Raw genomic sequence first — 25,967 nt, 5'->3', positions numbered from 1 at the left:
GCCGGTCGACGGCGACCGATGAGTCCGGCCCGCCGTCGCGGTCACCTCGTGCACGCGACGCGCGATGGACGGGACCGCGCAGGGTAGTGGGCAGCGCACCATCGGAGACGGGATCTGGGCATGGCGGTGATCGACGACGTTCGGGCGCTGGGCGCCGAGCTGGAGCGCTCGTACCGGGTGTACGTGCGCGGCAGGTTGAAGTTCCGGGTCAAGCAGATCGTCTACGTGGCGTTCTCCCTGGACGAGAGCGTGATGGGGTTCGCGTTCCCCAAGGAGGAGCGGGCGGCGCTCGTCGGGAGCGAGCCCCACAGGTTCCACCTGCCGTCGGCGTCGGAGATGCGCTTCAACTGGGTCGAAGCCGACCTCGCCGCCCTCGATGCGACCGAAGCCCGCGAGCTCGTCGTCGACGCGTGGCGCATGGTCGTGCCGCAGAAGCTCTCCCGCGCCTACGACCTCGCTCACCCCGACGGCCCGGGCTGAGGTCCGGTGCCGGTGCATCTCGGAGGCGCGTCACGTCCCCGCGTCGGTGTGCCGGGCGGTCGCCAGCCGCAGGGACTCCTCCAGCGTGGCGGTGCCGAGCATCCGCCCCAGCTGGTGCACGGAGGAGTCCACGGTGTCGAAGCCGTGCGGGAGCATCTGCCGCTCGTACGCGGCGACCGCCGCGCGCAACGGGCGGTCCCCGCGGGCGATCTCGCGGGTCAGGAGCGCCGCGTCCCGGAGGGCGGTGTTCGCGCCGACCCCGCCGGCCGGTGGCATGGCGTGGATCGCGTCCCCCAGCAGGGTCACGTTCCCCGGCTCCCACGGCTCGACCCGGCGGGCGGCGCGGATCGTGATCGGGAAGAACGAGCCGGGGTCGGCGTGGGCGAAGATCTCCCGGACGGTCGGGTGCCAGCCCCGCACGGCGCCGGTCGCCAGGCCGTGCAGCTCCGGGCCGCTCATCCCGAACAACGTCTCGTCGGGCACCCCGAGGCGGTCGGTCGTGGCGACCAGCACCGTCATCAGGTAGTCGTGCGCTCCCGCGGGCCGCTCACGGAAGTGGACCGGCGCGAGACCCGCCCCGTAACCAGAGCCGTCGGTGACCAGGGAGAAGCCGCGCCCGATGTCGGCGGGCACGAGGTCCCGGGTCTCGTCGGTGAGCGTCATCCGGCCGTAGAGGCAGCGGATGCCGAGGTCGATGACCTCGGTGTGGGGTAGGAACTGCCGCCGCACCGCCGACCGGACGCCGTCGGCCCCGACGATCAGGTCGCCGACCGCGTCGGAGCCGTCGGCGAAGACCGCCCGCACCCGGCCCGAGGGCAGCTCCTCGTAGTGGGTGAACGTGCGGTCGAAGTGGACGACGTCGTCCAGGCCGGTGAGCAGGCCGCGCCGCAGCGTCAGGCGGTCCACGTTGGTGATCTCGTCACCGGAGGGCGGGAAGGTCTGGGCGAAGAGCTCCCGCAGCCGGTGGTCGTAGCCGGCGACCCGGTCGCCGCTCCTGCCGCTGGTGCGCTGCAGCAGGTCGAGCACCTCGGGAGGCAGGCACGCGGCGAGCGCTGCGTTGCCGTCCCGGTCGATGTGGATGCGGTAGCCCTGCATGCGCAGGTCGGACGACGGGTCGCGGTCGAACGCCGCCACCTCGATCCCGGCCCTGCGGAGCCCGTGCGCGAGCGCGAGCCCGCCCACCCCGGCGCCGATCACGATGACGCGTGCCTCGTGTGTGTTCACGTGCCGTCCCTCCTCCCGGTGACGGCAGCAGCTTATCAACCATTTGGATGACTGAGTCAACTGCAGGTTTGATTACGAGGCGATCGGTTACGGTCGCGTCGTGCCCAGCCAGCCTCCGCGACGCAGCCCGGGGGGAGAGGTCCGGCAGCGGGACGCCGAGCGCTCCCGGCGGGCGATCATGGAGGCCGCGGTCGTCGAGTTCGGGACGCACGGGTACGCCGGCGCGCGGGTGAGTCGCATCGCCGAGCGGGCGGGTGTCAACAAGCAGCTGATCTCGTACTACTTCGGTGGCAAGCAGGGCCTGCGCGACGCCGTCACCGACAGCTGGCACGACCGCGGCCCGGCGCTCTACCCGCCGGGTGCGTCGCTGGCCGACGTGGCGGCGAACTACGTACGGGCCGCCGTCGCCGACCCCGACATGTTCCGCCTGCTGGTCTGGGAGGCGATGGGCGACTACGGGCCGGACACCGGGGACGAGCGGCGCACCGCGTGGATGCACCGCTTCGTCGAGGACGTGGCGGCCCGGCAGGAGAGCGGCGAGCTGCCACCGGGCATCGACCCGCGCGCGCTCGGGTTGGCGATCTTCGCGGCCGCCGCGGCGCCGGTGGTGTTCGCGCCGATCGCCACGGCGATGGGCATCGAGCAGCCGCGGTCGACCGCAACCGGCGACTGGTACGCCGACCAGCTCAGCCTGTTGGTCCGCGCGCTCGGTGACGCGCCGGCCGGCCGGCCGGACTGAGCACCCGGGCCATCACCCCGACGCGCCACCCGGAGCCGGGACGGCTACTTGCGGCCGAACTCCTCGCGCACGTCGTTCTTCCACGCCTGGTACTCGGTCGAGTCGTCCTGGAGTCCCAGCTGCGCGATGCAGTCGGCGCACCTCCCGGCGACCCAGAGCAACGACGGCTGGGAGCAACGCGCGCACGGGCGCGGCTCCGCGAGCACGCCCTCGTCGACGGTCACACTCACGCGGCGGATCCTCCCACGATCGATCCCGGTTCCGTGGTCACTCCCCGGTGCTCCCGTCCACCGCCTCGCGCAGCAGGTCGGCGTGGCCGTTGTGCCGCGCGTACTCCTCGATCATGTGGACCAGCACCCAGCGCAGGCTGGGGCAGCGGCCGTCGGGCCAGGCGCGCCGCGTCAGCCGGTCGAGGCCGCCGTCGGCCAGCGCCTGCGCCGCCAGGGAGCGGGAGCGTGCCACGGCGTCCCGCCAGAGCGCGAGGAGCTGTTCGGGGGTGTCGTCGGCTGCCGAGTGCCACTCCCAGTCCGGGTCGGCCGCCCAGTCCACCGCGTTCCACGGCGGGCGCAGGTCGTGCCCGTGCAGGTCGCGGGAGAACCAGTCGTCCTCGACGTAGGCGAGGTGCTTGAGCAGCCCGCCGAGCGTCATCGACGAGGCGCCGACCGTCGTGGTGAGAGCGGCCCGGTCGAGGCCGCGGCACTTCCACTCCAAGGTGGCGCGCTGGTAGTCCAGGAAGCCCAGCAGGGTGGAGACCTCGTCGCCGGCGTGCGGGGGTTCCGGGCGGCCGTGCTCGTCCACGTCGATCACGGCAGCGGAGCGTAGCGGGGGATCGTTGCGATGATCGGGCGCATGGACGACATCACGGCCGAACTCGTGCCGAAGCTGGCCGAGCTGCCCGGCGTGCGCGCGGTGGTGCTCGGCGGCAGCCGCGCCCAGGGGACGGCGGGCCCGGACAGCGACTGGGACCTCGGCGTGTACTACCGGGGGACGTTCGACGCCGAGGTCCTCGGCCGGCTCGGGCACCCGGCCCACGTGGCCCAGCCGGGGGAGTGGGGGCGCATCGTCAACGGCGGGGCGTGGATGTCGGTGCTCGGCCGGCGGGTGGACGTCCTGCTGCGTGACCTCGACCGGGTGGAGCGGTGGCGCGACGACGCCCGCGACGGCCGGTTCGAGGTCGACAACGTGCCGGGGCACCTGGCGGGCCTGCCGACCTACACCGTCCTCGGCGAGGTCGCGCTGTCGCAGGTGCTCACCGGGGAGCTGCCTGCCGTCGAGTTCCCGGAGCGGCTCCGTGAGGTCGCGGACGCGCGATGGCGGTGGAACGGCGCGTTCTCGCTGCTCCACGCGGACGCGCACCTGGCGAAGGGCAACACCGTGGGCGCGGTCGGCATGGCGGCCAAGGCGGCGATGGAGACGGCTCACGCGGCGGTGGCGTCGCGCGGGGTGTGGGTGCTCAACGAGAAGACGCTGATCGGTCGAGCGGGGCTCACCGCGGCGGACGCGATACTGGGCGAGGGGGACGTCGCGACGGCGCTGCGCCGGATGCGCGAGCTCCTCGACCCGCCCGACGTGGCGGGACTGCAGCGGTAAGAGCTCATCGGGTGAGCACTTCCTCTGCCAGGATCGGCCCATGCGCGCGGACCGGCTGGTCGCCACCCTGCTGCTCATGCAGGCCCGCGGCCGGGTGACGGCGGCGGAGGTGGCGGCCGAGCTGGAGGTCTCGGTGGCCACCGCCCGCCGCGACCTCGAGGCTTTGTCCGCGGCCGGCGTCCCCGTCTACCCGCAGCGCGGACGTGGCGGCGGCTGGTCGCTCGTCGGTGGCGCCCGCACCGACCTGACGGGCCTGACCAGCACCGAGGCCCGGGCGCTGTTCCTGCTGGCGAGCCCGGCGGCCTCCGCTGCGGCACCGCTGCGGTCGGCGCTGCGCAAGCTCGTGCGGGCCCTGCCCGCCACCTTCCGGGCCGACGCGGAGGCCGCCGCGGGCGCCGTCGTCGTCGACCCCGCGCGGTGGGGCGGCACCGACCGGGCCCGGCCGGAGCGCCTCGACGCCCTGCAGGACGCCGTCGTGCGCCGCCGGAAGGTGGAGCTGGAGTACGCGAGCCGGGCCGGCCGGACGCGACGGCTCGCCGACCCGTGGGGTCTGGTCGACAAGGACGAGGTCTGGTACCTGCTCGCCGGCACCGAGAAGGGGCAGCGGACGTTCCGGGTCGACCGGATCACCGGGGTGACCGTCACCGAGCTCCCGGCCGAGCGGCCCGCCGGTTTCGACCTGTCCCGGGAGTGGGAGCGGGTGGTCGCCGAGATGGAGGGGCGCCGCTCGCTCGTCTCGGCGACGGTGCTGGTCTCGCAACGCCTGCTGCCGGTCCTGCTGGACCGGTTCGGCCGCCACGCCGAGGTCGTGGACACCGGCGACGACGGGCGCGTGCGGGTGCGGGTCGCCGCGCACCTGCCGATCGGGATCGCGCAGGAGCTCGCCGGTTGGGGCGGTGCGGTCGAGGTGCTCGGACCGGAGTCGGTGCGAGACGAGCTCGCTCGTCTCGGCGCGGAGCTCGTGGATCGGTACGGGCCGAGGTGAGTGTCCGGATGCCGCGGCCGGCTCCGACGTCTCCTGTGCAAGCGGGAACGAGGAGGACACGGTGAAGTACATGATCACGGCCTACGCGTCGCAGCAGGACTTCGACGTGCTCACGGGCAAGGACAGCGGCCGGCCGGTCGCGTCCGCCGAGGAGCTGTCGGCGATCGGGGAGTTCCTCGCGACGTTCGTCGCGGAGCTCTCCGCGTCCGGCGAGCTGGTCGATGCGCAGGGCCTCGCCGCACCGGTGCTGGCCCGCAGGGTCGAGCTGCGCGACGGCGCGCAGGTCGTCACCGACGGCCCGTTCGCCGAGACCGAGGAGGTACTGGCCGGCTACTGGGTCGTCGACTGCTCGGGCCTCGACCGCGCCACCGAGGTCGCCGCCCGGCTGAACGAGTGCCCGGGGCCCGTGTTCGGGAGGGGCACCCTCGTGCAGCCGTTCCTGGGCGATGGCGACGAGATCGAGCACTGATCCGCCGCATGACCGCCGACGCGATCGCGGACGCGCTGCGCCGCCTGGCACCGCAGGTGCTCGGCGCGCTCGTGCGCCGCTACGGGCGTTTCGACGCGTGCGAGGACGCCGTCCAGGAGGCCCTGCTCGCCGCCGCGCAGCAGTGGCGGACGGACGGCGTGCCGGACCGGCCGCGGGCCTGGTTGATCCAGGTCGCGTCCCGCAGGTTGACCGATCTCCTGCGGGCAGACCAGGCGCGGCGGCGGCGCGAGGACGCGGTGGCGAGCCGCGTGCTGCCGCAGGACCGGTGGAGCCCACCGGCGGACGCGGGCGTCGACGACGTGGACGACACCCTGGTCCTGATCACCTTGTGCTGCCACCCGGCGCTATCGCCCACCTCGCAGATCGCGCTGACGCTGCGCGCGGTCGGCGGGCTGACCACGGCCGAGATCGCGCGGGCCTTCCTGAGCTCGGAAGCGACGATCGTGCGGAGGATCTCCCGGGCCAAGCGCACGATCGAGGCGAGCGGCGTCCCGTTCCGGATGCCACCGGAGAGCGATCGTGCGGAACGGCTCGACAACGTCCTGCGCGTGCTGTACCTGATCTTCACGGAGGGGTACGCCGCGACGTCCGGCCCGGACCTGCACCGCCCCGACCTCGCGGCGGAGGCGATCCGGCTGGTGGAGCTGATGCACGCGCTGCTGCCCGACGACGGCGAGGTCGCGGGGCTGCTGGCCCTGATGCTGCTCACCGACGCCCGCGCGCCGGCCCGGACGACCGCGCAGGGCGAGCTGGCCCCGTTGCGCGAGCAGGACCGGACGCTGTGGAAGCGCGACGCCATCGGACGCGGTGCGAAGCTGATCGCCAGTACGCTCCCGCGCGGTCCGGTCGGCCCCTACCAGCTGCAGGCCGCCATCGCGGCGACGCACGACGAGGCGCCGAGTGCGGGCGCCACCGACTGGCCGCGGATCGTCACCCTGTACGAGCTGCTGCTGAAGATCGCGCCGAGCCCGGTCGCGTGCCTGAACCACGCCGCCGCCGTGGGCATGGCCGACGCCCCCGCCGCGGGCCTGGCGCTGCTCGACGCCCTGGACGACCGACGACTCGCCCGGGACCACCGGCTGCCCGCGGCCCGGGGGCACCTTCTCGAGATGGCCGGCGACCGCACCGCCGCCCGCGCGGCCTACGAGACGGCCGCCCGGTACGCGACCAACGTCCGGCACATCCGCTACCTGAACGCACAGGTCCGAAGGCTGGAGGAGAAACGTGGGTGACGAGGGGATCCGGCCGTACCGGATCGAGATCCCGGACGCGGAACTGGCCGACCTGCACGAGCGGATCGCGCGGGTCCGCTGGGCCCCCGAGCCGGTCGGCGGCGACGTGGGCTACGGCGTGTCCGTCGCGCGGGTGCGCGAGCTGGCCGAGTACTGGCGCGACCGCTACGACTGGCGGGTCTGGGAGGCGCGGTTGAACGAGCACCCGCAGTACACGACCACCGTCGACGGCACGAACGTGCACTTCCTGCACGTCCGCTCGCCCGAGCCGGACGCGCTCCCGCTCGTGCTCAGCCACGGCTGGCCGGGCTCGGTCGCGGAGTACCTCGACGTCCTCGGTCCGTTGAGCGACCCGCGCCGGCACGGCCTCGACCCGGCGATCGCGTTCGACCTCGTGGTGCCGTCGCTGCCCGGGTTCGGCTTCTCCGGGCCGACGCCCGACACCGGCTGGGGTCCGAAGCGGATCGCCCGCGCATGGGCGGTCCTGATGCAGCGGCTCGGTCACCGGCGCTACGGCGCGGTCGGCAACGACTGGGGGTCGGGCATCGCGTCGGAGCTGGGCCGGGTGGCGCCCGGCGCCGTGGTCGGCGCGCACGTGACGCAGACCTGGGACCCCCCGCCGGACGACGACCCGAGATGGATCGAGCAGCTCTCGCCGGCGGACCGGGCCGCGTGGGACGCCTTCCAGGACTACGTCGCGAACGGGGCGCCGTACGGCGTCGTGCAGGCCCAGCAGCCGCAGACGCTGGCGCACGCGCTCGCCGACTCGCCCGTCGGGCTGCTCGGCTGGAACGCGCAGGCGATGGCCGACCACGGTCTGGACGCCGAGGCGATCCTCACGCACGTCACGATCCACTGGCTCACCGGAACGGCGGGCTCGGCCATCCGGATCTACGCGGACGCGGACCGGGAGGAGCCGTCCACCGGTCCCACCACCGTGCCGCTCGGGGTGGCGCAGTTCCCGGGGGACCTGCCGTCGATCCGGGTGTTCTCCGAGCACCACCACCGCAACCTCGTGTCCTGGAACCGGTACGACCGGGGCGGGCACTACGCCGCGCAGGACGCGCCGGACCTGCTGGTCGGGGACATCCGGCAGTTCTTCGCCGCCCTCAGGAACTGACTCCCGCCGCAGCCGGCCGGTGCTCGGCGAGCACCTCGGCGGCGACGCGCACGGCCTGCGCCCGGTCGCCCGGCGTGGCCTGCGGGTTGTCGATCGTGATGAGCGCCTTCCACAGCGCCCAGCCGCGGGCGCGGGCCCACATCGCGTCGTCGGCGGGCAGCAGGCGGCGGAACTCGGCGCGGCTCTCGCCCTCGAACAGGGTCCAGGCGATGACGAGGTCGCAGGCGGGGTCGCCGACGCCGCAGGTGCCGAAGTCGATGACGGCGACGAGGTCACCGCGGTCGTCGAGGAGCAGGTTGCCCGACGCGATGTCGCCGTGGAACCAGACCGGCGGGCCGCTGTAGGTCGCCGCGAGTGCGGCCTCCCAGGCGTCGGTGGCGGTGGCACCCCCGATCCGGGACCCGAGTGCGGCGATGGCCGCGCGCGTCTCGCCGTCGTAGAACCGCGGGGGCGTGCCGCGGTGGAAGCAGTGGGCGCCTGCCGCCGGCCCGGCGGTCGCGTCGGCGCGCTGCAGGGCGACGAGGAAGCCGGCCAGGTCGCGGGCGAAGGCCACGAGGTCGCGGATCCGCTCCCGGGAGCTGACGTGCCCGTCGATCCAGCGGCGCACCGACCACGGCCACGGGTACTCCTCGCCGGGCGCGCCGATCGCGAGCGGGACGGGGATCGGGAACGGCAGCTGCGGCGCCAGCCGCGGCAGCCACGTGTGCTCCTTCTCGACGCTCGCCACGTACCCCTCGGCGGTGGGGAGCCGCACGGTCATGTCGTCGCCGAGGCGGAAGGTGCGGTTGTCCCAGCCGGGCAGCTCCACCGGGACGACGGGCAGGGCGGCCCACCCGGGGAACTGGGCGGCCACGAGCCGGGCGGCGAGGGCGGCGTCGATCGCGTCGCGGTGCATCGCCGCCATGCTGTCGACGCCGCGGTCCGGCGCGCGACCGCATTTCTCCGCCCGTGGCGTCAGTCGCGCGGGGAGGCGTAGGCGGCCAGGAACACGCGGACCGCCTCGTCGGCGTAGTGGTGCAGCCGCTCGACGGACTCCTCGGCGCCCGAGAACATCGCCCGGTTCATCGGGATCGACAGGATGAGCCAGTTGAAGTGCTCCGCGGCCAGCAGCGGATCGGGCACGCGCAGCAGACCGCGCTCGGCCAGCGCCGTGAACCAGCGGGCGAACGTGGCGTGGGCGCGCTCGGGCCCCCGTGCGTACCAGGCAGCGGCGAGGTCGGGGAACCGGCCGGCCTCGCCGATGAGGATGCGGCGCATCTGCACCAGGTGCGGCTGCATCACCTCGACGATGTGCCGGCGGGCGAACGTGCGCAGGTCCCGCTCGAGGTCGTGGCTCTCCGGCAGCGCGTCGGCGAGGGACCGGGTCAGCTGCTCGGTCTCCGCGATGTCGCCCGTGATGACGGCGGTGAACAGGCGCTGCTTGTCCGCGAAGTGCTTGTAGACCGTCTGCTTCGACACCGCGGCGAGCGCGGCGACGTCGTCCATGCTGGTTCCGGCGTAGCCGTTGCGCAGGAACAGCGCGCGGGCCGCCTCGAGGATCGACCGGCGCTTGCGGGCCGACCGGCCGTCGGACACGTTCCGGTCCTGCTGGGTCTCCGTCATCACGACCTCCACCTCGTCCCCGTGACAGTACTGGACGGACCAGTACTGTCAGGAGTACTGTACCGTCCAGTACTCACCGAGGAGGACAGGATGCACTCCACCGTGACGTCCCGGGACGGCACCGTGATCGCCTACGAGCGCTCCGGGGCGGGGCCGGCCCTGGTGATGGTCGATCCGGCCCTCGGCTACCGGGAGTTCGACAACATCCGGGGCCTGGGCGCGCTGCTGGCGGCGGACTTCACCGTCGTCACCTACGACCGGCGGGGGCGCGGCGCCAGCACCGACACCACCCCGTACGCCGTCGAACGCGAGGTCGAGGACATCGCCGCCGTGATCACCGCTGCCGGCGGCAGCGCCTGCGTCTACGGCTTCTCCTCCGGCGGCCTGCTGGCCCTGCAGGCCGCGGCGGCCGGGGTCGGGATCGAGAAGCTCGTGCTGATGGAGCCCCCGATCGGCACGGACGACGATCCGGCCGACGCCGCCTTCACCGCGGAGATGGCGGAGCTGGTGGCGGCGGGCAGGCGCCGGGAGGCCGTCCGGCGCTTCCTGACCGGGTGCGGCGTTCCCGAGCAGGTGCTGGCCGGGATGGAGCCGTCGATGCCGGCGCTCGACGCCGTCGCGCACACCCTCGTCTACGACTGCCTGATCTCCGAGGCCACCGGTACCCGGCTCCTGGCGAAGGTGCCGACGCCCACGCTCGTCCTGGACAGCCAGGGCAGCTCCGACGACCTCACGGGCTGGGCGGCGACGGTCGCCGCCGCCCTGCCCGACGCCCACCACCGCAGCCTGCGCGGCGAGTGGCACGGGGTGCCCGCCGAGGACCTCGCCCTCGTGGTCGCGGAGTTCTGCCGCTAGCCGGGGAACATGCCGCCGGTGACTCGCGCGGATAGGGTCGAGCTGCCCTTCGCCGGCTCGCGCGGGGAGCTCGTGGGAGCGGTGGGAGGAGTGCGATGACGCGCACCAGCCAGAAGGCGGACCGGTTCACCGAGTCGGTGATCCGGGAGACGTTCCGCCTGGCCGCGCAGCACGGGGCGATCAACCTCGGACAGGGCTACCCCGACTTCGCCTGCCCGCAGGAGCTGAAGGACGCCGCGTGCGCGGCCATCGCCGCCGACGACAACCAGTACCCGATGACGTTCGGCACGCCTGCGCTGCGCGCCGCGATCGCGGAGAAGACCGCGCGGACCTACCCGGGTTGGGCGGTCGACCCCGACACCGAGCTGTGCGTCACCTGCGGTGCCACGGAGGCACTGGTCGCCGTCACGTTCGCGCTGCTCGACCCCGGCGACGAGGTCGTGATGTTCGAGCCGTGGTACGAGAACTACCAGCCCAACGCGATCCTGGCCGGTGCCACGGCGCGCACGGTCCGGCTGCGCGCCCCCGACTGGGGGTTCGACGAGGCGGAGCTGCGGGCGGCGTTCGGCCCGCGGACGAAGGCCGTGTTCCTCTGCCACCCGAACAACCCGACGGGCAAGGTCTACAGCGCCGAGGAGCTCGCGGTGCTGGCGGAGCTGTGCGCGCGCTGGGACGTCGTGCTCGTCGTCGACTCGATCTACGAACACATCCACTACCTCGGCCCCGGCGGCTATCTGCCGCCCGCCCTCGTGCCGGGGCTGGAGGACCGCACGATCACGGTCAACGCGCTGTCGAAGACATATGCCGTCACTGGCTGGCGGGTCGGCTGGACGGTGGCGCCCGCGCCGCTGACGACCGCGATCCGCAAGGTCCACGACTTCCTCACGATCGCGGCTCCCGCGCCGATGCAGGCGGCGGGGGTGGCGGCGATGGCGCTGCCCGACAGCTACTACGCCGGCCTGGCCACGCGCTACCGCGAGCGCCGCGACCTGCTGTGCGAGGCCCTGGAACGGATCGGCTTCGCGCTGCGCCGCCCGGACGGGTCCTACTACGTGCTCTGCGACAGCGCCCCGCTCGACCCCGCGCGCGACGGCACGGCGTTCGCGAAGCGGCTCATCACCGAGGCCGGGGTGTCCTGCGTGCCGGCCGTGTCGTTCTGGCGTCCGGAGCACGCGGAGGAGGGGCGGAGCATGGTCCGCTTCGCCTTCCCGAAGCGCACCGAGACGCTGCGCGCCGCCGTCGAGCGCCTGGAGGCGCTGACCCCGCGTTGAGGGTTGACCCTCGTTCCTGCGGGTGATCGCAGGACAAGTTTCACTGGGTCGTTCAATGACACGATCGAAGGCATGGATGCCGCTTCGATGATCCGTCACATCAGCGACGACCTCGCCGATGTCGCCGTCGTGCAGAACATGGGGGACTGGTTCTTCTTCCACGAGCGGGGTGACCGCGTGATGCCGTTCGCCACGGTCGTCACGAGCGACCACGGCGACGGGATCTCGGCGCCGCTGGCGCGCGAGGGTGCCTACCGGGTCAGCATCGGCCTGACGAAACCCGGCTACACGGCGCTGTTCGGCGCCCCGCCCCGGGACCGCGACGCGCGGGGCGTGCTCGACACCGGGTTCGACCCCGGCACCGAGGACCGTGTCGTGCCCCACCCGCACTACGCGTCCCAGTACTGGGTCTGCGTGCTGAACCCCGGGCGGCCCACCACCGCGACCGTGCGGGAGCTGCTGGTCGAGGCCCACGCCCACGCCACCCGCAAGGCCGAGCGGCGCGCGCGCCGCAACGCTGGATTGACATCCGACAACGGTAAGTCGTAACTTACCGTTCATGGTGACTTACGGTTCGCCCGACGGGGTGTGGGACGCCTTGGGCGATCGCACCCGCCGGGCGATCCTCGAGCGGCTGGCCGAGCGCCCCTGCGCCGTGGGCGAGCTGGCCGATCAGCTCCCGGTCAGCCGGCCTGCGGTCTCCCAGCACCTCAAGGTGCTGAAGGACACCGGCCTCGTCCATGACGAGACGGTCGGAACCCGGCGCATCTACCGGCTCGACCCGGCCGGGGTGCGGGCGTTGCGGGACCAGCTCGACACGTTCTGGAACCGCGCCCTCGCCAACTACGAAACCGCGATCGAGGACTCCGCCGAGGAGGAGACATGACCCAGGCCGCAGACACCGTGGTCCGCAAGGAGACCGTCGTGGAGGCGCCGCTCGAACGGGCGTTCAGCGTGTTCACCGATCGCTTCGGGGACTTCAAGCCGCGTGAGCACAACCTGCTCGGCGTGCCCATCGCCGCAACGACCTTCGAGCCCCGCGTCGGCGGCCACATCTACGACCGGGGCGAGGACGGCAGCGAGTGCCGGTGGGCCCGCATCCTCGCCTACGAACCCCCGAACCGCGTCGTGTTCAGCTGGGACATCGGGCCCACCTGGCAGATCGAGGCCGACCCCGACCGCACGAGCGAGGTCGAGGTGCGCTTCGTCGCGGAGGGTCCCTCCCGCACGAGGCTCGTGCTCGAGCACCGCCACATCGACCGCCACGGGCCCGGCTGGGACGGTGTCCGCCAGGGCGTCGACGGCGACGGCGGGTGGCCGCTCTACCTCAGCAGGTACGCCGCGCTCCTCGCCTAGTGTCCGGTGGGGGACACTAGCCATCTGCGGCCGTGAGCGCGTGCAGCACGTCCAGCGTCGCGGCGAACGTGTGCCGCACCGCCCCGGCGGTAGCGGCCGGGTTCCCGCCGGTCTCGAGCACGACCGGGCCGACCGGCACCGCGGTGCGGCTGGTCGGCATGTTCGGCACTCCGCCGACCGGGTGGCCCGCGGACGGGAAGTCGAGGTGGCGCGAGCCGAACGGGTTGCCGGCGGCATCGATCGCGGCCATCGCCCGCTGGGCCTGCGCGGTCGAGGGCCAGACCCCGTCGTCGCCACCGGAGGTGAGCAGCACCGGGGCCGTGATGTCCTCCACCGGGATGCGGGCGGTGGTGCGCGCCCAGCGGCCGGCGTCCTCGACGGCCTCGGCGTAGGACGCGGCCGTCCGCACCGGTTGCTCCGGTGCCGGCTCCTCGCCCGCCGGGAGGGGGAGGAACGGGACGTCCTCGCCCTCCCGGGTCCACGAGGAGACCCGCCGGGCACCCGGGACGGTGGCCGGCGCGGGCCACACCACGTCCGACGGGGCGTGGGCGACGACCGCGCCGAAGCGGTCCGGCTCGGACGACGCGAGCAGGAGCGCGTACTCGGCACCCCGGGACGAGCCGATCACCCCGACCCGCGGCCCGGTCACCTCCGGACGTTCGGCGAGCCACCGGGCGGCGGACAGCCCGTACTCGACCGGGACGCGGGTCAGCGTCGTCGGGAGGCGCGGCTCGCCGAAGTAGGCGAGGCCCAGCACCGCGAAGCCCTGGTTCGCGAGCAGCGCGGCGTACGCCGGGTCCGGCCGACCGCCCTCGGCGCCGCCGAGCAGCAGCACCCCCGGCCACGGGCCGGAGCCCGCGGGCAGGTAGAGGTCACCGACGAGGCCGGGCTCCGCCATCGCGATCGGGCGGGCGTCCGGGGCGCGGACCTCCCGGCGCAGCGACGAGCGCGCGATCGTCGTGCCGTCCCGGTCGACACCGAGCTCCACGACCACGTCGTCGGCCCCGGCCAGCGGGACCGGCGCCGCCCGGTCGTCGGGCAGGCGCATCGACCAGAACAGCCCGGCCGGGTCCACCCCCTGGTAGGTGCCGCCGGTGGACTCCGCCGACGTCAGGTCCACGCTGCCGGTGCCGTCCGCGGTGAGCTCGGCCGAGGACTCCCACCACTGGCCCATGCGGTCGTTCGCGCGGGCCCACACCCGCACCGGGTCCCCGGGCGCGAGCCCGTCGACGACGATGCGGACGGGCTCGGCGATGCTCGCCCCGTCGGGGCCGGCGATGATCTGCGGCCCGTCCGGCGCGGGTGCGGAACAGCCGACCGCGAGCAGCGCGAGAACGCTGCCCAGCGCGATCATCATCTTCCGCACGCCGCGATGCTAAGAGCGAAAACGCCGACACGCCCCAGGGTTACCTCGGTCGTGGATCAGCAGGTGCTAGCCTCTGGCCGCTTTTGCCCACGACTCTGTTGGGGCGGTGCGGCAGCACGGCGGGCCGATCGTCGTGGTCCGGGGCCGGTCGGCCCGCTCCGCACGGATCGGGCGGGCTCAGCCGGTGTGCGTCGTCGCGCTCGCCCGTGTCACCCGGTCCGGTGACGGCCTACACCGCAGCCCGGAAGCGAGGAGTCTCCACCAGTCGAGGGCCGGCCTGGTGCCGGCCCGGCCGTCCCACCGCCTTCGGACGACCGGGCCGTTCCCCGGAGCCGCGGGGAGGTCAGCGGTCGCCGGAGAGGGCGAAGATGCTCTCCGCCACCCTCTGCACGGCCGTGGCCGCCTGGTTTTCGGCCTCGACCATGGAGAAGGCGAGCTCGACCTCGATCACCAGGTTGCTGTCGTGAACGAGGAGCGATGCGGCGGTGGTGCTGACCCCGTTGCCGTTGGCGAGCGTCGCCCGCTCCCAGCGCCCGGGCAGCTCGATCAATCCCGCGGCGTCGCCCGAGAAGACCGGCAGCTTGTTCTCGTACTCGGCCGCGGCCAGCCGCGGCGTCGGCAACCACTGCGCTTCGACCCGGGTGGATCCGGCGGCGATCGTCTCGTCCCGCGGTGCGTTCTCGCTGAAGCACTTGGCCACCGAATAGGGCCGGCTGTGGTGCCCGCTCTGGTCCATCTCTCCGCTGAACGGGAGGATCTCCTCGACCGTCGAGAAGTCGATCTGCCGGCACAACCCGTCGACGTAGGCGTATCTCCCGCCCGGAGCACCGGCGGGAACCTGTGCCGTCGGGCCGGCCGGTTGGGCCTGCGGCGCGACATCACTACTATTCGGACTGCCGACGACCTCATCGGTGCCGCACCCGGCCACCGACAGCATGGTGACGGCGACGACGGACATCGCGGCGAGACCGCTCCTCGTCATCGAAATCACATTCCCCTCCTCATTCGCCCTGATAGCTGACCCGTCATTCCGGCGAGGCGCGGGTACCTCTGCTGCCGCTTTCTACGAGCTGCTGACCTGCACGATCGTCCGGCGCTTCACGCTCCGGTCCCGGCTGGTGACGACGTTTCCGCATGCCGCCCGCGCGTCGGCAACGTCTCGGTACGATTTCCGGTATGGCGGCGACCGACTCCGAGCTGGTGTGGCGCCCCTTACTCGGCGAACCATTAGGTCTGGACCTTTTGAACACGTGCTGGGTCGATCGCGGGCAGGCGTTCGAACTCCTCGTTGATCTGGCCGGGCTTCGCCAGTGGCTCGAGCAGGCCGGCCTGGCGCCTTCCGAGCATCCCGTCACGCAGGGCGCGCTCCGGGCCGTGCGCCACGCGCGGGGTGCGGTGCAGGCGCACCTCGACGATCCTGCATCGGAGGAGGCGTGCGCCGTCCTCAACGATGTGCTGCGGTGGGGGCACACTTGGCCGCAGATGACTCCCGACGGGCCTCGCTCCGGCTTCCGTGTCGATGACCCGGAACGACGTGCGGCATGGCTGGCGGCGGCGAACTATGCCGAGTTGCTGGTTCGCGATCGCGAACGGATCCGTCAGTGCGCTCACGCGGAGTGCGTCCTCTACTTCCTCGACACCAGCCCGAAGGGCAACCGTCGTTGGTGCTCGATGGCGCTGTGCGGGAACCGTGCCAAGGCTGCGCGCCACTACGCGCGCGTGCGGCCACCGACGCGGCGACACTAACCCCTTACCTGGCGCCACGGCCCGGCGATCCCCTACGAGGTCTCCGCTTCCCCGGTCCAGGCGAGAGTCCGGTCGCGAAGGTGGCTCGCATCAACGCAGGTAGTGACCTGCGAGAGCCGGCCTGTGGGTTCGCGTGCTCGGAAAGGGCCCTAGACGAACGCCGCGGAACCTCTAACCCAACCCCCTCGGGATCCGCCCTGCGGGTGTGTGTGCACCGCTCGGATCGGTCCGGTTGCTGACACCGCGCAGCGAGAAGCTGGAGTTGCGGCTCGTCCCGCCGAGACCGGCAGCAGCCGGTCGCCCCGGAGCGGTGGCGCCGCACACCGTGGCGGCCGCCCCTCACTGCGACGGTTGCGGCACCGTGCACTCGATCTGAGGGTTCACTCCGAGGTAGTTCAGCGGGCCGACGACGACCGTGCCGAGCACGGTGCCGATCTCGGCGCAGTTGACCTGCTCGTCGCCCGAGAAGTAGCCGCGCTGGTACGCGGCGAGCGCCCCGATGACCAGCCAGATCACGACGATGGCCGCGCCGATCCGCATGTGCGCCTCCCGGTCGTGCCGCCCGCGACCTGCGACTCTATCGGCACCCGTGGTGATCTGTGTCACGCCGCCATCACGATCGGGCGACCGACGTCGGCCGGGTCGACCGGATGGCGGAGCTGGTGACCTGATCACGGGCCCCGCATGCGATCCTGGTGGCGCATGCGGCCGCTTCCCCCGGCCGGCACGTCGTGTTGCTGGAAGGGGAAGTCGTGTACGAGCCGTGGTCGTCGAGTGTGAGTACCCCGCCACCACCGCTGGACCGGCCGGTGTGGGTGCACCTCGACCGGTTCTACGGGCGGCCGGACTCGCCGGGAGCGATCGACGACCCGGTGCCGGGCGGGCTCCTCGTCGCCGACGCGCGCGTGCCGGGCCTGCTCAAGCGGTGGGCCCGGGCCGTCGACGGGCGCTGGTTCGGGCGCGTGAACTTCACCGTCTGCGACGCGTACGGGGCCGTGGTCGCCGAGCACCTCGCCGTGCTCGTACCGGCCGCGGCCCTGTCCCCGCGGGAACGCGAGGTGCGCCGCTGACCGGCCGGGCTCGGGTCAGGAGTGCAGCCAGCCGCCGTCGACCACCCAGCGCTGGCCGGTGCACGAGCGGCTGTCGTCGGCGGCCAGCCAGAGCACCAGCCGGGCGACGTCGCCAGGCTCGAGGCGGTGCGGCAGTGCCTGGGCCGCGGCGCGGTGCGCGTCGGCCTCGGGGGTCATCCAGTTCTCGAGCTGCCGCGGCGTCATGATCCAGCCGGGGAGCACGCAGTTGACGCGCACGCCGTCGGGCCCGTACTCGCGCGACAGCGATCGGGTGAGCCCTTCGATGCCCGCCTTCGCGGTCATGTAGGCGGTCAGGTCGAGCAGGTCGACGTGCGCGCTGATCGAGCCCATGTTGATGATCGATCCGCGCCCGGCGGCCCGCATCGCGGGGGCGACGGCCTGCGCGGCGAAGAACTGGTGGTCGAGGTTCACCCGCATCCGCTCGTCCCAGTACCGGGGCTCGACCTCGGCGACGGGGTGGCGCGTGTCGCTGCCCGCGTTGTTCACCAGGACCTGCACGTCGCCGAGCTCCGCGGCGATCTCGGCGATCACCCGGCGGTAGGCGTCGAGGTCGCGCACGTCGCACGCGCGGAACACCGGCCGCGGCTGGTCCCGCTCCGCCACCTCCGCGACGAGCGCCTCGCCCGCCTCCGCCGCGACGTCGACGAACGCCACGCGGGCGCCCTGTGCGGCGAACTGGGCCACGAACTCCGCGCCCAGGCCGCTCGCGCCGCCGCTGACCAGCACCACGGCGTCGCGCAGGCTGGGGTAGATCGCGTAACGGGTCTCGTCGGTCATGCGGGCAGTACTACCGCCCGGCCGGTCGCCCCCTCGCGCAGGGCCCGGTAGGCCTCGTCGACGCCGTCGAGCGGGTACTGCTCGCCGAGCAGCACGTCGAGCGGCAGCCGTCCCGCGAGGTAGAGGCCGAGGATCCGCGGCAGGTCGACCGGTGGGTTCGCCGAGCCGTACAGGCTCCCGACGAGGCGCTTCTGCTGCTGCACCAACTCGTTGATCGGTACGGCCGCGGTGGCGTCCACGGCCCCGAGCCCGACGGCGATCGCGGTGCCACCGGGGCGCAGCACGGCGAACGCCTGGCGCAGCGTCTGCGGCAGGCCGACGGCGTCGACGGCCACCTCCGCCCCGCCGCCGGTCAGCTCCTGGACGGCCGCGACGACCTCGTCCGGAGCCATCCCGGAGGCGTCGAGGGTGGCGGTGGCGCCGAGCCGGCGCGCGAGCTCGAGCTTCTCCGGGGCCATGTCGACCACCACGGCGGACGCCCCGACGAGGACCGCGCCCATCAGCGCGGACAGCCCCACCCCGCCTGCGCCGACCACGACCAGCGGCTTGCCCGCGACCTGCCCGGCCACGTGGACGACGGCGCCGACCCCGGTGATGACGGCGCACCCCGTCACGGCGGCCACCGCGGGCGGGACGCCGTCGGGGACCTTCACGACCGCGCGCTGCGACACGACCGCCTGCTCGGCGAAGCAGGAGACGCCGAGGAAGTGGTGCAGCGGGCCCCCGTCCAGGCGCAGCCGCGAGGTGGCGTCCATCAGCCCGCCGCTGCGCGCCTGCACCCTCCCGTACACGCACATCACCGGGCGTCCGGTGACGCAGTACTCGCAGTGGCCGCAGCGCGGGCGCCAGGTGAACGCCACCCGGTCACCGGCGGCGACGGCGTCGACGCCCTCGCCGACCTCCTCGACGATGCCGCTGCCCTCGTGCCCGAGCACGATCGGCAGCGGGCACGGGATCGCGCCGTCCATGTAGTGCAGCTCGGTGTGGCAGACGCCGGCGGCTTCCACCCGCACCCGCACCTCGCCGGCGCGCGGGTGTTCCAGCGCCACCTCCTCGATGCGCAGCGGCTCACCCGGTGCGCGCAGGACCGCCGCCTTCACCTGGGGCATCCGGCCCACACCTCCTCGTGGCTGGGGACACGACCCGTCCACCGTCGTTCATGATCCGGCCGCGCACAAGGGTGCGGGTGCGTCACCCCGGTGACGGGCACGGTCGAAGGATGCGCAACTACCTTCCGTTGTGATCTCGGCGACAGAAGGTAGTCGGACAAGTCGGAGTAACTCGGACGGTTCCGCTTCGTTTGATCAATTACGCGGACTGTGACCGGACGACCCCTCGTCGCCGGCCGGAGCCCGTCCCTGTCCGATCAGCCTGTTTGGGTGTCATGTCACAGCACTCCGCGCCGCCGGAAGCGGCGCCGTCCCGGGGGTCGGCCCCCGGCCCGTCCCGGCGTGGGCTCCTGTACGGAGCGATCGCCGGGGCCGTCGTCATCTTCGCCGTCGTGCTGGGCTTCACCTTCTTCGGCGGTGGGGGCGAGTCGGGCACCGACCCGTCCTCCGTCGCCGCCGGTGAAGGCGCCGCACCCGGCGAGCTCCCCGTGAGCAGCACGTACACCACCGTGGAGGGCGCACCGGCCGACGCGGACCCCACGGGTCGCACCGACGGTCTCGTCGTGCACCCCGTGCGGGAGACGCCCGTGCACGACGCTCCCGACGGGCGCGCGATCGCCCGCATGGAGACCACGCAGTTCGGCGACACCTGGCTCCCGGTGCTCGCCGAGCAGCCCGGCTGGGTGCAGGTGCTGCTGCCGTCGCGCCCGGCGAGCTCGACCGGCTGGATCCGGGCCGACGACGTCGAGCGGGCTCGGACGCCCTACGTCATCGAGGTGCACCTGGGTTCGAAGACGCTCGAACTGGTCCGCGACGGCGACGTCGTCGACCAGTGGTCGGTCGGCATCGGCAAGCCCGACACGCCGACACCGACCGGTCGCACCTTCCTGCTCGGGGCGTTCGCCGACGAGAACCAGAACTACTCGCCGGTGATCCTCCCGCTCGGCACGCACAGCCCCACCCACGACACCTACGGCGGCGGGCCCGGGACCGTCGCGATCCACACCTGGCCCAGCGCCGACGTGTTCGGCGCGGCGATCAGCGACGGCTGCATCCGGGTCCCGCAGGACGCGCTGGACCAGCTCGCCGAGGTCCCGCTCGGCACTCTCGTGATCATCGATCAAGATTGAGGGGTTAGCACCACTGTGAACACCAAGAAGCTCGCCGGCGCGGCGGCGGTCGGGGCCGTCTCCGCGGTGACGACCTTGCTCCTCGGCGCGACCCCCGCGCTCGCGCAGGAGTCGTCCACGGACTACGCCTACGCCCTCGAGGCAAGCGGCGCCCTGGACATCAACCCGATCTCGCTCGTGGAGTCCACGGACGGCACGCTGGTCAGCGACGAGCTCCTCTCGATCGGTGACGTCGCCGGCAAGTACGAGGACGACCTGTCCTTCGGGCTGCTGACGGCCGAGGCCGAGTCGCACCGCGCCGAGACCGCGGTCAAGGAGGTCAACCTCTTCAACCTGCTGCGCGCCGACCTGATCCGCACCTGGTGCGACAACGGTGAGGGTGGCCTCCAGGTCGTCAACGGCACGATCCTCGGCAAGAAGATCCCCGACACCTCCGTGCCCGGCGAGGAGATCGACCTCTCGCCGCTGCTGAAGCTGTCGCTGAACGACCAGGTCCGCCACTCCGACGGCTCCCTCACCGTCACCGGCATCGAGCTCAAGGTGCTGCCGGTCGCGGAGGCCGACGCCGACGAGCCGCTGTCGAACGAGGAGAAGAAGTCCCTGCCGCTCCTCGGCGAGCTGGTGGGCAAGCCGCTGACCGACACGTCCAACACCGTCAAGGACGTGGTGGACCAGCTGGGTGTCGGCTTCAACGGCGACCTGCAGACCATCACCATCGGCCAGGCCAACTGCCAGGAGGGCGGCTCCGCCGACTCCGACGGTGACGAGAACGGCGGCAGCAACGACGACGGCGCCAGTGACGACGGCGACGACAACGGCAACGGTGGCGACGACGACGGCGGCAACGACGACGGCGACGACAAGGGCGGCGACAACAGCGACGTCAAGAGCGCCCCGGCCCCGTCCGTCGTGCAGGCGGCCCTCCCGGTGACCGGCTGACGCCACCTGGCACACCGCACCACCTGACACACCGCACGTCCGCGACGGGCGGGAGCCGACCGGCTCCCGCCCGTCGCGCTGTCCGCTACGCCTGCTCCGCAGCGCCCGGGTCGGGTAGGCGCCAGAGCATCGTCACGCTCGTGCCCGTGGAGGTGCGGTGCACGTCCACCTGGTCGGCGAGGCCGTTGATGATCACGAGGCCGCGGCCCCGCCAGCCCGGGTCGGACGCGGGCGGCCGCCAGGCCCCCTGGTCCCGCACGAGGATGCGCACCACCCCGTCCACGCAGGCCGCGTCCAGCAGGGCGTCCCCGCTGCCGTCGGGATAGGCGTGGTCGGCGACGTTCGCCAGCGCCTCGTGAGTGGCCAGGACGATGTCCTCGACGAGGTCCTCCGCCGCCCCGAGGCCCGCCCCCCACTCGGCCATCTGCGCCCGGACGCCCGAGAGCCGCTCCGGGAGCGAGGACGCCGCGAGGCGCAGTCGCAACGGTTCGGGTCCGCGGGCGGGCGCCGACATCGAACACTCCTGGTGCCATCGCTGGCCGTCGTCGCGATCGGGGCGGGCTTCATCGTCGGGGGCAGATGGGGCAGGCGTACCCAGGGGGGCGTGGGGCCAACCGGAGTGCGCTTCCCGTCCGGTCGGCGGGTATGGATCTGCGGCCGCGGGCGTTGGGTCCGGTGTGGATCGACCTGGTGAGGCTCCCGACCGGACCTGGCTGATCGCCGTCGCGGCGGCGATGTGGGGTACCGACGGCCTGCTGCGGCAACCGCTCGCCGGTCAGCTCCCGGCCGCGACCGTGGTGTTCTGGGAGCACCTGTTGATCGTCGTGCTCCTGCTGCCGTTCCTGCCGTCGGCCGCGCGCGCCTTCCGCGCGGCGTCGGTGCGGGAGCGCACGGCGCTGGTGCTGATCGGCGCCGGTGCGTCCGCGGTGGCCACGGCGCTGTTCACCCAGGCGTTCCGCTACGGCGACCCGGTCACCCCGCTCGTCCTGCAGAAGCTGCAGCCGGTGATCGCCGTCGTCGCGGCCGCGCTGCTGCTGGGCGAGCGGGTGCGCCGCGGCTACTGGATGTTCGCCGTGCCCGCGCTGGCCGGTGCATGGCTCATGGCGTTCGCGAACCCGTTCTCCGCCGCGCCGCAGGCGCTCGTCGCGGCGCTGCTCGCCGTCGGCGCGGCGGCGCTCTGGGCGATCGGCACCGTGCTCGGGCGGATGGTCAGCGTGCGCATCGCGAGCCGCGACGTCACCGTGCTCCGGTTCGCGATCGGCCTCCCGGCCAGCGCGGTGGTGCTCCTCGCCCAGGGCGCCCCCGTGGCGGTGACGACGGCGCAGCTCGGACCGCTCGTGCTGCTCGCGCTCGTGCCCGGGCTCCTCGGCCTCGCGCTCTACTACATCGGGCTGCGCTCCACCGCCGCCGCCCGGGCCACGCTGGCCGAGCTCGCGTTCCCGGTGACGGCGGCGCTGATCGGCGTCGGCCTGCTCGGCACCCGGCTCACGCCCAGCCAGTGGCTCGGCCTGCTCATCGTGGTCGCCTCGGTCACCGCGCTGGGTCTGCGCGAGCGCTCCCCGCGGCCCGTGGTGCACGCGGAGGCGCCCGCCTGAGGCCCTACGGAGAGCCGGTCCGGAACGCGTCGAGGACCCGGCGCTCCCGCTTGGTCGGGCGGCCCGCCCCGCGGTCGCGCCGGGCCACCGGCACGGCCGCCTCCGGCGGGGGAGCAGGCGTGCGGTCGATGTAGCAGGTGGCCGCGTCCGCGGCGCCCACCCGCTTCTGGATCACCCGCACCACCTCGACGATGCGCGTCCGGTCCTGCACCCGCGCCCGCACCTCGTCGCCGGGCTGGACCGGTGTGGCCGGCTTCGCGGGCCGGTCGTTGATCCGGACGTGCCCGCCGCGGCACGCGGCCGCGGCGTCGGGCCGGGTCTTGGTCAGCCGCACCGCCCACAGCCAGCGGTCCAGTCGCGTCGACTCCACACCTTCGATGATGGCCGTTCACGCCCCGAAGCGGAACGCCACCTCGCCCAGCCCGCCGAAGTCGGCGCGCACCGCGTCACCGGGGGCGACCGGCACCGGTGCGGTGGTCGTGCCGGTCGTGACGACGTCGCCTGCACGCAGCCGCAGGCCGTGGCGGTGCAGGTCCTCCGCGATCCAGGCGAGCGCGGTGCGCGGGTCGCCGAGCACCGCACCCCCGCTGCCGGTTGCGGCCTGGGTCCCGTTGATCCACACCGCTGTTCCCCATGTGGACAGGTCGAGATCGCGCCAGCCGGGCACGTCCGGGCCCAGCACGAAGCGGCCGGCGCACGCGCAGTCGGCCCGCAGCTGCGCCGCCCCGGCGGTCTCGAAGCGCGTGAACCGGGAGTCCGGGACCTCGACGGCCAGGTGCAGCCCGTCGACGGCGGCGAGCACGTCCTCGCTTCCGGCCCCGGGGGCGACGTCGGCGCCCATGCGGTAGGCGAACTCCGCCTCCACCACGCGCATGTGCAGGTCGCCGCTCGGCAGCACCTCGCCCGGCTCGTGCCGGAACCGGTCGAACAGCAGGCCGGGCAGCGGGCCGGTCACGCCGATGTGCGCCTGCCCGGCCGTGTTCGTGGCCGCGACCTTCCAGCCGTAGCTCGGCCCGGCGTGCGCGGCGAGCGCCCGCTGGACCGCCATGCCCCCGGTGGCGTCGCCCGGACGCAGGTGGGTGGGGAGCCCGGTGATCCGCTCGCCGGTGCTCCAGGCGTTCCAGAGGACGTCGGCGGCGGCGCCGGCCCGGTTCTCGTCGGACATGCCGGTCATCCTGACCGTCGCAGGCGCAGCTGGTCGACCACCACCCGCACGCGCGGGTCCTCGCGCAGCTCCTCCAGCGTCACCGGGAGCGGGAGCCGCCAGTTCGGGTACTCGTCCACCGTGCCGGGCAGGTTGGGCTGGCGCACCTCGCCCACCACGTCGTAGGGGGAGACGAGCACCAGCCGGGACCGGCTGCGGGCCAGCAACGCGTGCAGCGCGACCACGAGCTGGTCCTCGCCGGGATCCTCGCCCTCCACGAGGCCCTGCTCGCGCAGCAGCTCGACCAGCTCGAGCCGGTCGACGGTGGCCTTCGCCTCCTCGGCCGCCACGTCGTCGAGCAGGCCCAGCTCGGCGCGGACCCGCACGTGCTCGCCGCGCAGGAACCCGGTGGCGGTCGGCAGGTCGTGCGTCGAGATCGTGGCCACCGACTCCTCGGGCCACTGCTCCGGCGGCAGCAGGGGCTGCCCCGGCGCGTCGAGGTCCCGGGTGAACCAGAACACCGACGAGCCGAGCACGTGCCGCTGCGCGAGGCCGTCGGTCACCTCCGGCTCGACGGTCCCGAGGTCCTCGCCGATCACCAACGCGCCGGTGCGGTGCGCCTCGAGCGTGAGCACCGCCAGCATCACGTCCGCGTCGTAGTGGACGTACGTGCCGCGGTCCGGCCCGTCGCCGGGCGGCACCCACCACAGCCGCCACAGCCCGGCCACGTGGTCGATCCGCAGCCCGTCGGCCTGGGCCAGCAGCGCGCGCAGCAGGTCCCGGTAGGCGGCGTAGCCGGTCGCGTCGAGCCGGTCCGGGCGCCAGGGCGGCAGGCCCCAGTCCTGGCCCTGCTGGCTGAACGCGTCGGGCGGGGCGCCGACGCGCACGCCCAGCGCGAGGACGTCCTGCAGCGCCCACCCGTCCGCGCCCTCCGGGTCGCAGCCGACGGCCAGGTCGTGCACGACGCGCACCCCGGCGTCGCGCGCCGCGTCGCGGACGGCGGCGAGCTGCTCGCGGACCTGCAGCTGCACCCACGCGTGGAACGCGACGCGCGGGGCGAGCTCGGTGCGGGCGGCGGCGACGCCGGGGCCGTCGGGGCGGCGCAGGGCCTCCGGCCAGCGGCTCCAGCGGGCGCCGTAGCGCTCGGCCAGCGCGCAGTAGGTGGCGAACTCCTCGAGGTCGGCGCCCACCCCGTGGGGCTCGGGACGGCCCTCGGAACGCCAGAGCAGCTCGAGCGCCGCGCGCTTCGCGGCCCAGACCCGGTCGTGCTCGATCCGCCCGGCCGCCACCTCCGGCCGCAGCGCCTCGATCTCGGCGCGGGTGGGACCGTCGGCCCGCGCGAACGCGTCCAGGTCGGTGACGCGCAGCGCCAGCGGCGTGCCGAAGCGCCGGCTCGAGGGCGTGTAGGGCGACGGCTGGACCGGCGGCACCGGGGTGACCGCGTGCAGCGGGTTGAGCAGCACCGCGCCCGCTCCGTGCTCCCCGCCCGTCCACGCCGTGAACTCCCGCAGGTCACCCAGGTCGCCGATGCCCCACGATCCCGCCGACTGCAGCGCGTACAGCTGCAGCATCCAACCCCAGCCGCGCGGTGGGGGCGACAGCGCGGGCGGGGCGACGACGACCGTGCACTCCTGCTCGCCGAGCTCGAGGCGGTACCACCCCGGTTCGAGGCCTGCCGGGACCTCGGTGACGTCGCGGCGCGCGCCCTCGGGGTCGACCAGCACGCCGGGCGCGGGCAGCGGGCGGGCGCGGTCGGTCCGGGCGGCGATCGTGCCCGGCAGCCGACCCGCCGCCGCCCGCTCCCGCGCGGCCGCCAGCGACGCCCGCCGCGCCTCCGGGGTCGACGCGTCCACCTCGAGCAGGCCGAGGACGCGGACCACCACGTCGTCGTCGACCTGCACCGGGCGCCGTTCCCCGTCGCGGTAGCTCGTGGCGACGCCGTGCGCGGCCGCCAGTTCGATCAACTCGCTGTCCACACCGTTCCTTCCCCACCGATCGGGACTCCTACTCATGATGGCCTGTGACCTGCGGCAACACGCTCACGTCCGGTCACTGATCACACACGCTCGGAGTGCTAGGTTCCTGCAGCGGGCGAATCGCCCGGGCTCCCGCAGGACAGGGCGGTG

The 25,967-nt window shown here is 73.7% G+C and carries 31 protein-coding genes; 17 read left to right on the top strand and 14 right to left on the bottom strand.

Features of this window, described 5'->3' with window-relative positions:
- Positions 1–120: 120 nt before the first annotated feature.
- Positions 121–480, top strand: coding sequence for an MmcQ/YjbR family DNA-binding protein (locus tag FB558_RS32435; RefSeq protein ID WP_142060110.1), 360 nt, complete (start codon positions 121–123; stop codon positions 478–480).
- 30 nt (positions 481–510) lie between these two features.
- Here FB558_RS32435 and FB558_RS32430 read toward each other — a convergent pair whose 3' ends face one another.
- The gene (locus tag FB558_RS32430) at positions 511–1,704 is read right to left on the bottom strand and encodes an FAD-dependent oxidoreductase (protein ID WP_142060108.1); all 1,194 of its coding nucleotides are present in this window, start codon (positions 1,702–1,704) and stop codon (positions 511–513) included.
- A 100-nt stretch (positions 1,705–1,804) separates the two neighbouring features.
- Here FB558_RS32430 and FB558_RS32425 point away from each other — a divergent pair, with 100 nt between their 5' ends.
- Positions 1,805–2,443 (top strand): TetR/AcrR family transcriptional regulator, encoded by a 639-nt coding sequence (locus FB558_RS32425; protein ID WP_142060106.1) that lies wholly within the window; start codon positions 1,805–1,807, stop codon positions 2,441–2,443.
- Between the two features lie 44 nt (positions 2,444–2,487).
- Here the strand turns inward: FB558_RS32425 and FB558_RS32420 are convergent, their stop codons facing one another.
- Together FB558_RS32420 and FB558_RS32415 are read right to left on the bottom strand one after the other, a co-directional pair.
- A complete protein-coding gene (locus FB558_RS32420) occupies positions 2,488–2,673 on the bottom strand; it encodes a hypothetical protein (protein WP_142060104.1) in 186 nt (61 codons plus the stop codon).
- 37 nt (positions 2,674–2,710) lie between these two features.
- Positions 2,711–3,250, bottom strand: a complete 540-nt coding sequence (locus tag FB558_RS32415) for a DinB family protein (RefSeq protein WP_142060102.1) — start codon at positions 3,248–3,250, stop codon at positions 2,711–2,713.
- A gap of 42 nt (positions 3,251–3,292) precedes the next feature.
- On the opposite strand from FB558_RS32415, the gene FB558_RS32410 reads away from it, so the two are divergent.
- The 5 genes from FB558_RS32410 (at position 3,293) to FB558_RS32390 (ending at position 7,860) form a co-directional block, all read left to right on the top strand.
- Positions 3,293–4,033, top strand: a complete 741-nt coding sequence (locus tag FB558_RS32410) for a nucleotidyltransferase domain-containing protein (protein ID WP_142060100.1) — start codon at positions 3,293–3,295, stop codon at positions 4,031–4,033.
- 40 nt (positions 4,034–4,073) lie between these two features.
- Complete coding sequence (locus FB558_RS32405; RefSeq protein WP_142060098.1) at positions 4,074–5,018, top strand: helix-turn-helix transcriptional regulator; 945 nt, start codon at positions 4,074–4,076, stop codon at positions 5,016–5,018.
- A gap of 70 nt (positions 5,019–5,088) precedes the next feature.
- Complete coding sequence (locus tag FB558_RS32400; protein WP_246106945.1) at positions 5,089–5,487, top strand: YciI family protein; 399 nt, start codon at positions 5,089–5,091, stop codon at positions 5,485–5,487.
- A gap of 8 nt (positions 5,488–5,495) precedes the next feature.
- Positions 5,496–6,740 (top strand): RNA polymerase sigma factor, encoded by a 1,245-nt coding sequence (locus FB558_RS32395; RefSeq protein ID WP_142060094.1) that lies wholly within the window; start codon positions 5,496–5,498, stop codon positions 6,738–6,740.
- Entirely contained in the window at positions 6,733–7,860 is a 1,128-nt protein-coding gene (locus tag FB558_RS32390; RefSeq protein ID WP_142060092.1) for an epoxide hydrolase family protein, read from the top strand. Before FB558_RS32395 ends, FB558_RS32390 begins: the two co-directional genes overlap by 8 nt.
- On the opposite strand, the gene FB558_RS32385 is transcribed toward FB558_RS32390, so the two are convergent.
- On the bottom strand, positions 7,850–8,755 hold the full coding sequence (locus FB558_RS32385; RefSeq protein WP_211367009.1) for an aminoglycoside phosphotransferase family protein: 906 nt from the start codon (positions 8,753–8,755) through the stop codon (positions 7,850–7,852). The genes FB558_RS32390 and FB558_RS32385 overlap by 11 nt on opposite strands.
- Positions 8,756–8,814: 59 nt before the next feature.
- The gene (locus FB558_RS32380) at positions 8,815–9,462 is read right to left on the bottom strand and encodes a TetR/AcrR family transcriptional regulator (RefSeq protein ID WP_142060088.1); all 648 of its coding nucleotides are present in this window, start codon (positions 9,460–9,462) and stop codon (positions 8,815–8,817) included.
- Positions 9,463–9,552: 90 nt separating this feature from the next.
- On the opposite strand from FB558_RS32380, the gene FB558_RS32375 reads away from it, so the two are divergent.
- The 5 genes from FB558_RS32375 to FB558_RS32355 all read left to right on the top strand — a co-directional run bounded on the left by FB558_RS32375 (position 9,553) and on the right by FB558_RS32355 (position 12,944).
- Positions 9,553–10,317: an alpha/beta fold hydrolase gene (locus FB558_RS32375; protein WP_142060086.1), complete on the top strand. Its 765-nt coding sequence runs from the start codon at positions 9,553–9,555 to the stop codon at positions 10,315–10,317.
- Positions 10,318–10,412: 95 nt separating this feature from the next.
- The gene (locus tag FB558_RS32370; protein WP_142060084.1) at positions 10,413–11,588 is read left to right on the top strand and encodes a pyridoxal phosphate-dependent aminotransferase; all 1,176 of its coding nucleotides are present in this window, start codon (positions 10,413–10,415) and stop codon (positions 11,586–11,588) included.
- 72 nt (positions 11,589–11,660) lie between these two features.
- The gene (locus tag FB558_RS32365; protein ID WP_142060082.1) at positions 11,661–12,137 is read left to right on the top strand and encodes a DUF6194 family protein; all 477 of its coding nucleotides are present in this window, start codon (positions 11,661–11,663) and stop codon (positions 12,135–12,137) included.
- A gap of 10 nt (positions 12,138–12,147) precedes the next feature.
- Complete coding sequence (locus tag FB558_RS32360) at positions 12,148–12,474, top strand: ArsR/SmtB family transcription factor (RefSeq protein ID WP_211367008.1); 327 nt, start codon at positions 12,148–12,150, stop codon at positions 12,472–12,474.
- Complete coding sequence (locus FB558_RS32355; RefSeq protein ID WP_142060080.1) at positions 12,471–12,944, top strand: SRPBCC family protein; 474 nt, start codon at positions 12,471–12,473, stop codon at positions 12,942–12,944. Before FB558_RS32360 ends, FB558_RS32355 begins: the two co-directional genes overlap by 4 nt.
- Positions 12,945–12,960: 16 nt before the next feature.
- Here the strand turns inward: FB558_RS32355 and FB558_RS32350 are convergent, their stop codons facing one another.
- Together FB558_RS32350 and FB558_RS32345 are read right to left on the bottom strand one after the other, a co-directional pair.
- The gene (locus tag FB558_RS32350; RefSeq protein WP_246106944.1) at positions 12,961–14,301 is read right to left on the bottom strand and encodes an acyl-CoA thioesterase/BAAT N-terminal domain-containing protein; all 1,341 of its coding nucleotides are present in this window, start codon (positions 14,299–14,301) and stop codon (positions 12,961–12,963) included.
- A gap of 352 nt (positions 14,302–14,653) precedes the next feature.
- Positions 14,654–15,268 (bottom strand): hypothetical protein, encoded by a 615-nt coding sequence (locus FB558_RS32345; RefSeq protein WP_142060075.1) that lies wholly within the window; start codon positions 15,266–15,268, stop codon positions 14,654–14,656.
- A 218-nt stretch (positions 15,269–15,486) separates the two neighbouring features.
- Here FB558_RS32345 and FB558_RS32340 point away from each other — a divergent pair, with 218 nt between their 5' ends.
- Positions 15,487–16,056 (top strand): CGNR zinc finger domain-containing protein, encoded by a 570-nt coding sequence (locus FB558_RS32340; RefSeq protein ID WP_142060073.1) that lies wholly within the window; start codon positions 15,487–15,489, stop codon positions 16,054–16,056.
- Between the two features lie 339 nt (positions 16,057–16,395).
- Here the strand turns inward: FB558_RS32340 and FB558_RS32335 are convergent, their stop codons facing one another.
- Complete coding sequence (locus FB558_RS32335) at positions 16,396–16,662, bottom strand: hypothetical protein (protein WP_246106912.1); 267 nt, start codon at positions 16,660–16,662, stop codon at positions 16,396–16,398.
- A gap of 170 nt (positions 16,663–16,832) precedes the next feature.
- Between FB558_RS32335 and FB558_RS32330 the strand changes: the two genes are divergently transcribed.
- Positions 16,833–17,126 (top strand): hypothetical protein, encoded by a 294-nt coding sequence (locus FB558_RS32330; protein ID WP_142060071.1) that lies wholly within the window; start codon positions 16,833–16,835, stop codon positions 17,124–17,126.
- A 15-nt stretch (positions 17,127–17,141) separates the two neighbouring features.
- On the opposite strand, the gene FB558_RS32325 is transcribed toward FB558_RS32330, so the two are convergent.
- On the bottom strand, positions 17,142–17,924 hold the full coding sequence (locus FB558_RS32325) for an SDR family NAD(P)-dependent oxidoreductase (protein ID WP_142060069.1): 783 nt from the start codon (positions 17,922–17,924) through the stop codon (positions 17,142–17,144).
- Positions 17,921–19,033, bottom strand: coding sequence for a zinc-binding dehydrogenase (locus FB558_RS32320; protein ID WP_211367007.1), 1,113 nt, complete (start codon positions 19,031–19,033; stop codon positions 17,921–17,923). The genes FB558_RS32325 and FB558_RS32320 overlap by 4 nt, the downstream gene beginning before the upstream one ends.
- Before the next feature lie 275 nt (positions 19,034–19,308).
- Between FB558_RS32320 and FB558_RS32315 the strand changes: the two genes are divergently transcribed.
- A complete protein-coding gene (locus FB558_RS32315; protein ID WP_142060068.1) occupies positions 19,309–20,163 on the top strand; it encodes a L,D-transpeptidase in 855 nt (284 codons plus the stop codon).
- 15 nt (positions 20,164–20,178) lie between these two features.
- Complete coding sequence (locus tag FB558_RS32310; protein ID WP_142060066.1) at positions 20,179–21,102, top strand: choice-of-anchor P family protein; 924 nt, start codon at positions 20,179–20,181, stop codon at positions 21,100–21,102.
- Positions 21,103–21,187: 85 nt separating this feature from the next.
- Here FB558_RS32310 and FB558_RS32305 read toward each other — a convergent pair whose 3' ends face one another.
- Positions 21,188–21,616 (bottom strand): ATP-binding protein, encoded by a 429-nt coding sequence (locus tag FB558_RS32305; RefSeq protein WP_142060064.1) that lies wholly within the window; start codon positions 21,614–21,616, stop codon positions 21,188–21,190.
- 163 nt (positions 21,617–21,779) lie between these two features.
- On the opposite strand from FB558_RS32305, the gene FB558_RS32300 reads away from it, so the two are divergent.
- A complete protein-coding gene (locus FB558_RS32300) occupies positions 21,780–22,697 on the top strand; it encodes a DMT family transporter (RefSeq protein WP_281288705.1) in 918 nt (305 codons plus the stop codon).
- A 4-nt stretch (positions 22,698–22,701) separates the two neighbouring features.
- On the opposite strand, the gene FB558_RS32295 is transcribed toward FB558_RS32300, so the two are convergent.
- Genes FB558_RS32295 through malQ form a run of 3 tightly spaced genes read right to left on the bottom strand, consistent with a single transcriptional unit; the run spans position 22,702 to position 25,853 of the window.
- Complete coding sequence (locus FB558_RS32295) at positions 22,702–23,067, bottom strand: RNA-binding S4 domain-containing protein (protein WP_170231627.1); 366 nt, start codon at positions 23,065–23,067, stop codon at positions 22,702–22,704.
- An 18-nt stretch (positions 23,068–23,085) separates the two neighbouring features.
- On the bottom strand, positions 23,086–23,862 hold the full coding sequence (locus FB558_RS32290; protein ID WP_142060058.1) for a 2-keto-4-pentenoate hydratase: 777 nt from the start codon (positions 23,860–23,862) through the stop codon (positions 23,086–23,088).
- A gap of 5 nt (positions 23,863–23,867) precedes the next feature.
- Positions 23,868–25,853 carry a 4-alpha-glucanotransferase gene (malQ, locus tag FB558_RS32285; protein WP_142060056.1) on the bottom strand — a complete coding sequence of 662 codons (1,986 nt, stop codon included), beginning with the start codon at positions 25,851–25,853 and terminating at the stop codon, positions 23,868–23,870.
- Positions 25,854–25,967: the final 114 nt, after the last annotated feature.

The organism is Pseudonocardia kunmingensis (genome assembly GCF_006716445.1).
GTDB classification, from domain to species: Bacteria; Actinomycetota; Actinomycetes; order Mycobacteriales; family Pseudonocardiaceae; genus Pseudonocardia; species Pseudonocardia kunmingensis.
The sequence above is the reverse complement of the archived record's forward strand: the minus strand, read 5'-3'. Positions and strand labels throughout refer to the sequence as shown.

Bases quoted from the DNA above. Each gene is read 5' to 3' on its own strand.
- FB558_RS32435 (WP_142060110.1), top strand. From the start codon at position 121: ATGGCGGTGATCGACGACGTTCGGGCGCTGGGCGCCGAGCTGGAGCGC.
- FB558_RS32410 (WP_142060100.1), top strand. From the start codon at position 3,293: ATGGACGACATCACGGCCGAACTCGTGCCGAAGCTGGCCGAGCTGCCC.
- FB558_RS32405 (WP_142060098.1), top strand. From the start codon at position 4,074: ATGCGCGCGGACCGGCTGGTCGCCACCCTGCTGCTCATGCAGGCCCGC.
- FB558_RS32400 (WP_246106945.1), top strand. From the start codon at position 5,089: ATGATCACGGCCTACGCGTCGCAGCAGGACTTCGACGTGCTCACGGGC.
- FB558_RS32395 (WP_142060094.1), top strand. From the start codon at position 5,496: ATGACCGCCGACGCGATCGCGGACGCGCTGCGCCGCCTGGCACCGCAG.
- FB558_RS32385 (WP_211367009.1), bottom strand. From the start codon at position 8,755: ATGCACCGCGACGCGATCGACGCCGCCCTCGCCGCCCGGCTCGTGGCC.
- FB558_RS32380 (WP_142060088.1), bottom strand. From the start codon at position 9,462: ATGACGGAGACCCAGCAGGACCGGAACGTGTCCGACGGCCGGTCGGCC.
- FB558_RS32375 (WP_142060086.1), top strand. From the start codon at position 9,553: ATGCACTCCACCGTGACGTCCCGGGACGGCACCGTGATCGCCTACGAG.
- FB558_RS32370 (WP_142060084.1), top strand. From the start codon at position 10,413: ATGACGCGCACCAGCCAGAAGGCGGACCGGTTCACCGAGTCGGTGATC.
- FB558_RS32365 (WP_142060082.1), top strand. From the start codon at position 11,661: ATGGATGCCGCTTCGATGATCCGTCACATCAGCGACGACCTCGCCGAT.
- FB558_RS32360 (WP_211367008.1), top strand. From the start codon at position 12,148: ATGGTGACTTACGGTTCGCCCGACGGGGTGTGGGACGCCTTGGGCGAT.
- FB558_RS32355 (WP_142060080.1), top strand. From the start codon at position 12,471: ATGACCCAGGCCGCAGACACCGTGGTCCGCAAGGAGACCGTCGTGGAG.
- FB558_RS32350 (WP_246106944.1), bottom strand. From the start codon at position 14,301: ATGATGATCGCGCTGGGCAGCGTTCTCGCGCTGCTCGCGGTCGGCTGT.
- FB558_RS32345 (WP_142060075.1), bottom strand. From the start codon at position 15,268: ATGTCCGTCGTCGCCGTCACCATGCTGTCGGTGGCCGGGTGCGGCACC.
- FB558_RS32340 (WP_142060073.1), top strand. From the start codon at position 15,487: ATGGCGGCGACCGACTCCGAGCTGGTGTGGCGCCCCTTACTCGGCGAA.
- FB558_RS32325 (WP_142060069.1), bottom strand. From the start codon at position 17,924: ATGACCGACGAGACCCGTTACGCGATCTACCCCAGCCTGCGCGACGCC.
- FB558_RS32320 (WP_211367007.1), bottom strand. From the start codon at position 19,033: ATGCCCCAGGTGAAGGCGGCGGTCCTGCGCGCACCGGGTGAGCCGCTG.
- FB558_RS32315 (WP_142060068.1), top strand. From the start codon at position 19,309: ATGTCACAGCACTCCGCGCCGCCGGAAGCGGCGCCGTCCCGGGGGTCG.
- FB558_RS32305 (WP_142060064.1), bottom strand. From the start codon at position 21,616: ATGTCGGCGCCCGCCCGCGGACCCGAACCGTTGCGACTGCGCCTCGCG.
- FB558_RS32290 (WP_142060058.1), bottom strand. From the start codon at position 23,862: ATGTCCGACGAGAACCGGGCCGGCGCCGCCGCCGACGTCCTCTGGAAC.
- malQ (WP_142060056.1), bottom strand. From the start codon at position 25,853: ATGAGTAGGAGTCCCGATCGGTGGGGAAGGAACGGTGTGGACAGCGAG.